This window comes from Paracoccus yibinensis, from assembly GCF_030846195.1.
GTDB lineage: Bacteria > Pseudomonadota > Alphaproteobacteria > Rhodobacterales > Rhodobacteraceae > Paracoccus > Paracoccus yibinensis.
In genome coordinates, this window is record NZ_JAVCWH010000043.1 from 1 (window position 1) to 7,070 (window position 7,070).

Annotated in this window: 8 protein-coding genes; 3 read left to right on the plus strand and 5 right to left on the minus strand. The window is 64.9% G+C overall.

Going from position 1 to position 7,070, the window contains the following annotated elements:
• Positions 1–368: 368 nt before the first annotated feature.
• From RAH32_RS21080 to RAH32_RS21090, 3 genes are read right to left on the minus strand one after another with little or no spacing between them, the layout of a single operon-like run.
• Positions 369–1,151, minus strand: a complete 783-nt coding sequence (locus RAH32_RS21080) for an RNA polymerase sigma factor (RefSeq protein ID WP_306610364.1) — start codon at positions 1,149–1,151, stop codon at positions 369–371.
• On the minus strand, positions 1,148–1,684 hold the full coding sequence (locus tag RAH32_RS21085) for a cupredoxin domain-containing protein (RefSeq protein ID WP_306610365.1): 537 nt from the start codon (positions 1,682–1,684) through the stop codon (positions 1,148–1,150). The genes RAH32_RS21080 and RAH32_RS21085 overlap by 4 nt, the downstream gene beginning before the upstream one ends.
• A gap of 2 nt (positions 1,685–1,686) precedes the next feature.
• On the minus strand, positions 1,687–2,106 hold the full coding sequence (locus RAH32_RS21090) for a hypothetical protein (protein ID WP_306610366.1): 420 nt from the start codon (positions 2,104–2,106) through the stop codon (positions 1,687–1,689).
• Between the two features lie 369 nt (positions 2,107–2,475).
• Between RAH32_RS21090 and RAH32_RS21095 the strand changes: the two genes are divergently transcribed.
• Entirely contained in the window at positions 2,476–2,655 is a 180-nt protein-coding gene (locus RAH32_RS21095; protein ID WP_306610367.1) for a hypothetical protein, read from the plus strand.
• 38 nt (positions 2,656–2,693) lie between these two features.
• The gene (locus RAH32_RS21630) at positions 2,694–2,867 is read left to right on the plus strand and encodes a DUF6880 family protein (RefSeq protein WP_373429750.1); all 174 of its coding nucleotides are present in this window, start codon (positions 2,694–2,696) and stop codon (positions 2,865–2,867) included.
• Positions 2,868–3,163: 296 nt separating this feature from the next.
• Here the strand turns inward: RAH32_RS21630 and RAH32_RS21100 are convergent, their stop codons facing one another.
• Positions 3,164–4,198: a ScyD/ScyE family protein gene (locus tag RAH32_RS21100; protein WP_306610368.1), complete on the minus strand. Its 1,035-nt coding sequence runs from the start codon at positions 4,196–4,198 to the stop codon at positions 3,164–3,166.
• A 365-nt stretch (positions 4,199–4,563) separates the two neighbouring features.
• Positions 4,564–6,120: a winged helix-turn-helix domain-containing protein gene (locus RAH32_RS21105; RefSeq protein ID WP_306610369.1), complete on the minus strand. Its 1,557-nt coding sequence runs from the start codon at positions 6,118–6,120 to the stop codon at positions 4,564–4,566.
• 149 nt (positions 6,121–6,269) lie between these two features.
• Between RAH32_RS21105 and RAH32_RS21110 the strand changes: the two genes are divergently transcribed.
• Positions 6,270–7,070, plus strand: an 801-nt coding sequence (locus tag RAH32_RS21110) for a class I SAM-dependent methyltransferase (protein WP_306610370.1), incomplete at its 3' end; no start/stop codon positions are given.

Sequence of the window (7,070 nt, forward strand, 5' to 3'; positions counted from 1 at the left end):
GAGATGAACGGCGAGAGCTATCGCCTCGCCAACAGCACTGCCCGAAAGCGGCAACAAAAGTCCTGAGATCAGATCGCTCGTTTTGGCACAAAGAGGCCAATGCGCCATGGCACGCGCCAGCTATTGGTAAGCGCGCGCGCCATGGCGCCGGCCACCGCCACCTGACCTGGTTTTACCCCGCCGCGTGGCCGGATTTTGCACCGCCGTTGACAATCTTGCTCGGGCGCGCGCATTCTACGACCGGGCCCTGGCGCTGCCTGCAGGAGAGGAACGGCCTGATGGAAAGGTGGTCTATCACTGCGGCGGCACAGAGATTGACCTGTTTCACAAACCTGAGGGAATCAAGGCAGAGCATACTGCGCTGAGCTTCAGGGTGAATGACATCCGTGCAGCGATTGGTGAGCTTTCGCGATCCCGTCCCACCCCGCTTGTATGCTGGGAGGGCCGGACCAGCACGGCCGCGCCTTCAGCAAGGCCGCCACCCGGTCCGCCATGCCGACGCAGCGCTTTCCGTCGAATGGAAAGATCGTCTCGAACCCGCCCCTGATCCGATCCGTGATGATCCGCCGCAGGCGATGGCGTGCGCGCATCAGGCGGGTCTTGACCGTGCCGAGCGGCAGCGACAGGTCGCGGGCGATGTCGTGCAGGCTCAGCCCCGAGGCTTCGTGCATCAGAAACACCAGCCGCAGATCCGAAGGAAGCTCGCCGACCGCCGCCTCGATCAGGCTGCGTGTCTGCATCCGGCCAAGGGCGGCGTCCGTCGGTTCGGTTTCGGCACCCGGAAACAGCACCACCGCGGCGCCATGCAGCGCCGGTTCCTCGACCGTGTCGTATTCCTGCTGCGCGTGCTGCTTGCGCAGGCGCATGGCCGCGCAGTTCAGCGCGATGCGGGTGATCCAGGTCGAGAAGCGCGCCGCCTCGCGAAAATCGTCAAGATGGGTGAAGGCGGCCAGGTATGCGTCCTGCACGACCTCCTCGGCCTCGGCGTCGCTGGGCATCAGGCCGCGGGCGATGCGGAACAGGCGGCCGTTCAGCCGCCGGATCAGTTCGCGCACCGCCGCCTCGTCGCGCTGCCGGGCGGCCGCCACCAGGGCCGTCTCGGACAATTGGCGCTCGGGGCCGGAAAACATCGCTTCTTGGGGTTTGCTCATGGCGTCTTTCCTTGAGAGGGCATCACGGCACCTTGCGCAAGAATGGCATCGACCGGCGGAAAGGCTGCCAGGGCCGCCTCGGGCAGGTCGCCCGCATCGGTGGCCGAACCCTGCCAGCCGCCATCCTGGCCCGGCCGGCCCACGACAATCCGCGCCACCATGCCGGCATGTTCATGCGGCTGGCAATAAAGATCATGGACGCCGGACACGGTCAGCGTGACCTCGTATTCCTCGCCGGGCAACAACAGGCCGCTGTCCCAAGGCTGCGCCCCGTCGGGAATGCGCTGCGGCCGGTCCAGGATAGCGGGGTGATAGGTGGTGGCCGTATGGCTGTTGCCCGGGTCGCGGTTCACGAAGCGGATCGTTGCGCCGGGGGCGACGGCAAGCCCGGCCGGCACGAACCAGACGGCCTCGCCGCGCGGGCTGCCCTTCATCTCGACCAGCAGGGGCGCGGCGGCACTTGCACGGCCAGCCCGCAGGCAGGCCGCGCCGAGAAGCGCCGCCCCCCGGGTCATCACCGTTCGGCGGTTCATGGTCATTCCGCCAGCCGCGCCTTGGCGTCCGCGTCATGATAAAGCACGACATGGACATGGGGCTTCTCCACGCCCGGATGCCAGGCGTTGTGATAGATATCGACCGACGCGACACTGTCGCGGCCAAGGGCAAGGTCGTCGAAGGCTTGGCCGCCCTCCAGATCCTCCAGCGGCGTCATGTAGATCGTGGCCGACAGCTTGCCGTCGTGATCATAGCCTAGGAAGGGACCGGCGGGCAGGGTCGCGGGATCGACATAAAGCGTGCCGAGGCCGGGCAGGAAATCCGGCAGGGTGACCAGTTCGCTGACCTTCTGGAAGGGCGCGGCAGGGGGTGCGGTGTCAGGCACGGTCTGGGCAGTCGCCACGAAGGGCAGGGCGCCAAGGAGGACAGATGCGGCGAGAACGGGAAGGGAGCTAGGCATGTGGGGACCTTTCGATGGCAGGCCGGATCCGCCCGGCCATGGTCATTGGATGCAAGCTGGGGAAAAAGGTTCGCGGGGAACAGAAGCCGCAGTGTTTTCCAAGCATCGCCGTGCAGCCGCATTGCCGCCGCCGGCTGGCGCGATATGGCGCGCGCGCAGGGTTAAGCTGCAAGGCGATCCAGACAGCTTGGAGAAACCGGGCTCCGAGAGGTTGCAGCATCCTTCGTCGGGAACTCGATTGTGCCTCGGGGGATGCTTGCTGCAGGCCTTTGTTCCCACAAGCCTCGCATTAGCTTATACAAAAAGACAGATGTTTGCAGGACAACCCTGAGGTAACACAACTATATTGTTAAAGTTGTAGGTATTACCATGTCCCAAGCCCAAAGCTCGACTGCTTTTCGTCCTGCCGTGTCCGTGGATGACTGGAAGATCATCATGGAGGCAATCGAAGCCTACTCTCACAACGTCAAGTATCGCAACCTTCTGGAACGACTGGAGCGTCAGGCGGTCCTCAACGGCATCGCAGCCCCGAAGCGCCTTTCTTCCTGAGGGAGATACCAGACGGCCGCCATTTTCCAGGCGACGATCTGGTAGCTGAAGCCCGGCACCCGCTTGCCGCAACGCTGATGCGCCGGTCCATGATCGCGGACACACCGAACAGGTCGAAAGCCAGGCGGGTCCGGCACGCGGCCGGCCACCTTGCTGGATGCCGGTCACGCCGGCCCTCCCTTGGGTGGGGAACGGCCGTCCCCGCGCCATGATCCCCCCTTGCCTGTCTGACCTGCGGCCGACGGGTTAGAGCAACCTGAACTGCCCCGTGTGTCCGGAGGGGCCAGATCGTCATGATACCGGCAGCCTTGATCTCCGAAGCGCAGGCGCTCCCTCCGAAATCCAGGGATCTGCATCACAGGTCTTCAGGAATGGTGGTCTTGGTGGCGGTCGAGATCACGCGGACGGATATCCCACGCGCATGGCGTGTCGCGGGAAAGCGCAGGAAGCTGGCCAAGGGCAGGAATTTGGTTGTGCCTGGCCGACTTCCGCGACGTGACGTCCCGGCTCAGCTTCGCTTGCGGCCTCTCCATGACCCAATGGCCGCGGCAAAGGCCATGCCTCCTGCCAGAAGCGGCAAGGATGCGGGAAGCGGCACCGGGGCAAGCTGGATCACCCGCCCATCCGTTGGCGAAACGCCACTTTCGGCAACGAAGATGTTCCCGTCGGCGCCAATCGCCAGACCGGTCGGGCTGTTGAGTCCGCCGAAAACAAGACGCTTGAGGCCGTCCTCGCCGATCTCGAACAGCGACCCGGTGGTATTTGGACCAAGCAGGCTGTCGCTGTCGAACTCGAGTGCATAAAGCTTGCCGTTGCCATATGCGACGTCGATGAGGTTCGTGAAGTCGGTGGCGAAGACGTCGATCATCCCCGCCCCGTCAACAGCAAAGACGTTTGCCCCGCCGACGGGGAACGGAAATCCTGTCAACTGGCCGACAAGGATGTCCCCGTTCGGTCCCACGGTGGCGCCTGTTGGAACCGGCTGATAGGAGCCTTGCGGCAACACCGCCTTTATGGCGATGGCTCCATCCTGGCCGACCGTCAGAATGTCGTTTCCTCCGGCGTCGGAGACCACGAGGCGATCAGCCAGGGCAACCAGGCTGAACGGATTGCTGTTCGGCTCGCCGTCGGGATCATTGGCCAGTTCAAAGGCGGCAAGATCGGCAACTGCCGAAACGGTGCTGCCCGAGACCGAGACGACCCGACCCAACAGTTCAGAACCGGGGGCACTTGCAAGGTTTGCGCGAAGGGCAGGATTCGCGCCAAAGCCCAGGACGACATGAAGAACGCCGTCCAGGAAGGCAAGGTCATGCGCACCCGTGGCACCGAACCCCCTGGCCGGGGCAAGCGAGGGCAGACCATCAATGACGGCCTCCTGCACCCCGGACCGATACCGGGTTACCTTTCCCGAGAGACCAAAGGAAACGGTCTGGCCGTCGCCAGAGACGATCGACGGACCATCTCCGCCGGTGCCGGCCTCTGCGGCGTAAAGCCAGCCATCGGGACCGAAGGAAAGGCCCCGCGGGTTTGCCAGGCCTTCCATGACAACCTTCTCAAGGCGAAGCGTTGCAGCTTCTCCCGGGGGTGCCGAGGCAAGAAGGCCAACGAATACAAGAGAAGACGCAAGGAGAATGCGACGGGGCATGGAGACGCGCCCCCTTATCAGAGCCGAACTCATGAAGCACCTCACATAAACGACGTCCAGAGCGGAACGCCTGGTCCAGAAGCTTCCGCCCGAGGAGAGAAGCTGTCAACAAAAGCCGTGCCTAACAGAAACGCCCAAAACGGACGGCCGGGCCATGCCAGGCGCCGCGGGGCAGCTTTCCAAAGCGGGCGATGGTGGTGCTTGGCGCAGCAGCGGCGTGGAGGCTGCGGCAGCAAAGCCGCCGTTTCAGCCTCGGCTCGGCCTTATGCTGGTATGCCTGCCTCTTGCAAAGCGCGCCCCAGCAGGGATCTCAGCGCTGCATCCGTAAATGGCAGCACCGTAAAGAACCGTCGCAGGCTCGCGTCGGGATAGCGGGTGCGCAAGACCGCCTTCCAGGTTCGTGCCCCGGCGTGGTCCCCTGCAAGCTGGCAAACCGCCACGGCCGTCATCAGCATGGCGATATGCGCATGGGGCGCCCGCGCGCCTTTGTTCGCCCAGATGACGGCTTCGTCAGGCCGGCCTGCCACATGCAAGGCGATTGCCTTGCACGTCTGCATCGCACACAGCATCGGGTCGAGCGGGCTCAGCGCCATTGCGCGCTCCATGTCGGCCAGGCAGTCGCCGACCCGCCCGGCCAGCATGGCTGCAAATCCGCGCGAATAATAGCCCTTGGCATAGCTTGGGCTCAGTTGCACCGACCGGTCAAGCCAGAGTTGCCCATCCTCGGGGCGGTTCAGAAGAAGGAACAGCCGCCCTTCGACAAGATTGGCAAAAGGGTCTAGCGGATCAAGCTCGAGGCTGCGTTCGGCATAGGCCTGGGTCTGCCTGATCGCCTGGTTCCGGTCGGGCGTCCACTGCATCGCCGCCATCTGATAGCTGGTAAACGACAGGGCCGCGAAGGCGCTTGCGAAATGCTGATCAAGCTGCGTTGCGCGTTCAAGATAGCCCGTGGCGATGGCATTGTCGGCTTCCGTGAAGCGGAAGATGTGCTGCAGCCCCAGATGATAAGCGCCCCATGCGTCCAGCTGTTCGGTCGGGCAGGATCGGGCGCGCAACGCCTCGTTCAGGGGGATCTGGATCTCGAGGGCGGCCAGGACGGCCGCCGATATGGCCGCACGCGTCTGGTAGAGGTCGTCCAGGCGACCCTCGAGCTGCTCGGCCCAGACCACCGCGCCCGTTCGCAGGTCCGAAAGCTCGATCGACGTCAAGGTTCCGCCCCCCACGACCTCAACGGTTCCGCAAAGGGCATAGGTCGCCCCCAGCCGTGCCGCGGCCGAATGCGGAAGATGATCGGTATCCCTGAAGCGAAAGGTCGTCTCCTGCGCCAGCACGCGAAGCCAGCGCAGCCGGGAAATCCCGCTGATCAGGTCGGCCGGAAGCCCGTCGGCGACCATCTCGAGGATGTCCGAGGCGCCAAGGCGCCGGAATGGCAGGATCGCCAGACTGGGCCGGGCCGCCCATGGGACCGGCTGGCGGTCGGGAACCGCGCTGTTCTCCTCTGGTTGGTGCGGACGGGCGGGCGGCTCGGCCACCAATCGAAAGCCCCGGCCATGGATCGTGCGGATGACGCGCTGCGTCTTGCCGTCATCGTCCAAGGCCTTGCGCAGCATCTTGAGAACCGTCGAGATCGCCGCGTCCGAGATGAACCGGCCGCCCCACACGGCCGCAATCGCCTCCTCCCTGGTAACCAGGCGGCCCTGTCGTTCCACGAGAAGCCGAAGAAGATCATAGGCCTTTGGTTCAAGGCCGACCGGCCCGCGCGGGCCGGACAGTTCCGCGCGATCCGTGTCGAGGCTGAACCTGCCCAAGCGGTAGATCATCGCCTGCTCCCCCGGAAGCCCCAGGATCTTACCACAAGATCCCCACGCCGTCCTCAAGCATGGTGATGACCGAACGATTAGCCTTGTCGTCGTTCCGGGCCCCTAGGCCAGCAGTTCTTCGGACGATGTTTTTTGTGAAAGGAACCGACATGACGACGACCTTGAAGACGCCCGATCTGCCCCTTCCTGATTTCGCCGCGATCAAGAGCCGCCAGCAGGCGGCCTGGGCCTCGGGCGATTACGCCCGGATCGGCGTCACGCTCCAGATCGTGGGCGAGGCCCTGGCCGAGGCGATGGACCTGCCCGCAGGCGCAAGTGCGCTCGACGTTGCTGCCGGGAACGGCAATGTCTCGTTGGCCCTTGCACGTCGGGGCGCGGCGGTGGTGTCCACCGACTATGTGCCCGCCCTCCTTGAACGCGGTCAGCGGCGCGCCGAGGCAGAGGGCCTGCCGCTTGCCTTCCAGGTGGCGGATGCCGAGGCGCTGCCCTTTGCGGACGGCAGCTTCGATGCGGTCGCCTCGACCTTCGGGGTGATGTTCGCCCCCGACCAGGACCGCGCCGCGGCCGAGATGCTGCGCGTCTGTCGCCCCGGCGGCCGGCTCGGGCTGGCCAACTGGACCCCCGATAGCTTCATCGGCGAGGTGTTCCGAACGTTGGGGCGCCATCTCCCTCCGCCTGCCGGGCTGAAGCCACCGTCCCGCTGGGGGGACCGCGCCTGGATCGAGGAGACGTTCGGCCCGACAGCCACCTCGCTCAACTTCACGCTGAAGTCCTTCGTTTTCCGCTATGCTTCTGCGCAGGACTTCCTGGATGAGTTCCGCCGCTTCTATGGTCCCATCCACAAGGCTTTCCTGGCGCTTGACGCGCCAGGGCAGCAGGCCTTCGAGCACGACCTGCTTTCCCTCATGGCCCGCTTCAACGATGCAAGGGACGGTACTCTCCGCCTGCCG

Bases quoted from the DNA above. Each gene is read 5' to 3' on its own strand.
- RAH32_RS21080 (WP_306610364.1), bottom strand. From the start codon at position 1,151: ATGAGCAAACCCCAAGAAGCGATGTTTTCCGGCCCCGAGCGCCAATTG.
- RAH32_RS21085 (WP_306610365.1), bottom strand. From the start codon at position 1,684: ATGAACCGCCGAACGGTGATGACCCGGGGGGCGGCGCTTCTCGGCGCG.
- RAH32_RS21090 (WP_306610366.1), bottom strand. From the start codon at position 2,106: ATGCCTAGCTCCCTTCCCGTTCTCGCCGCATCTGTCCTCCTTGGCGCC.
- RAH32_RS21095 (WP_306610367.1), top strand. From the start codon at position 2,476: ATGTCCCAAGCCCAAAGCTCGACTGCTTTTCGTCCTGCCGTGTCCGTG.
- RAH32_RS21100 (WP_306610368.1), bottom strand. From the start codon at position 4,198: ATGGAAGGCCTGGCAAACCCGCGGGGCCTTTCCTTCGGTCCCGATGGC.
- RAH32_RS21105 (WP_306610369.1), bottom strand. From the start codon at position 6,120: ATGATCTACCGCTTGGGCAGGTTCAGCCTCGACACGGATCGCGCGGAA.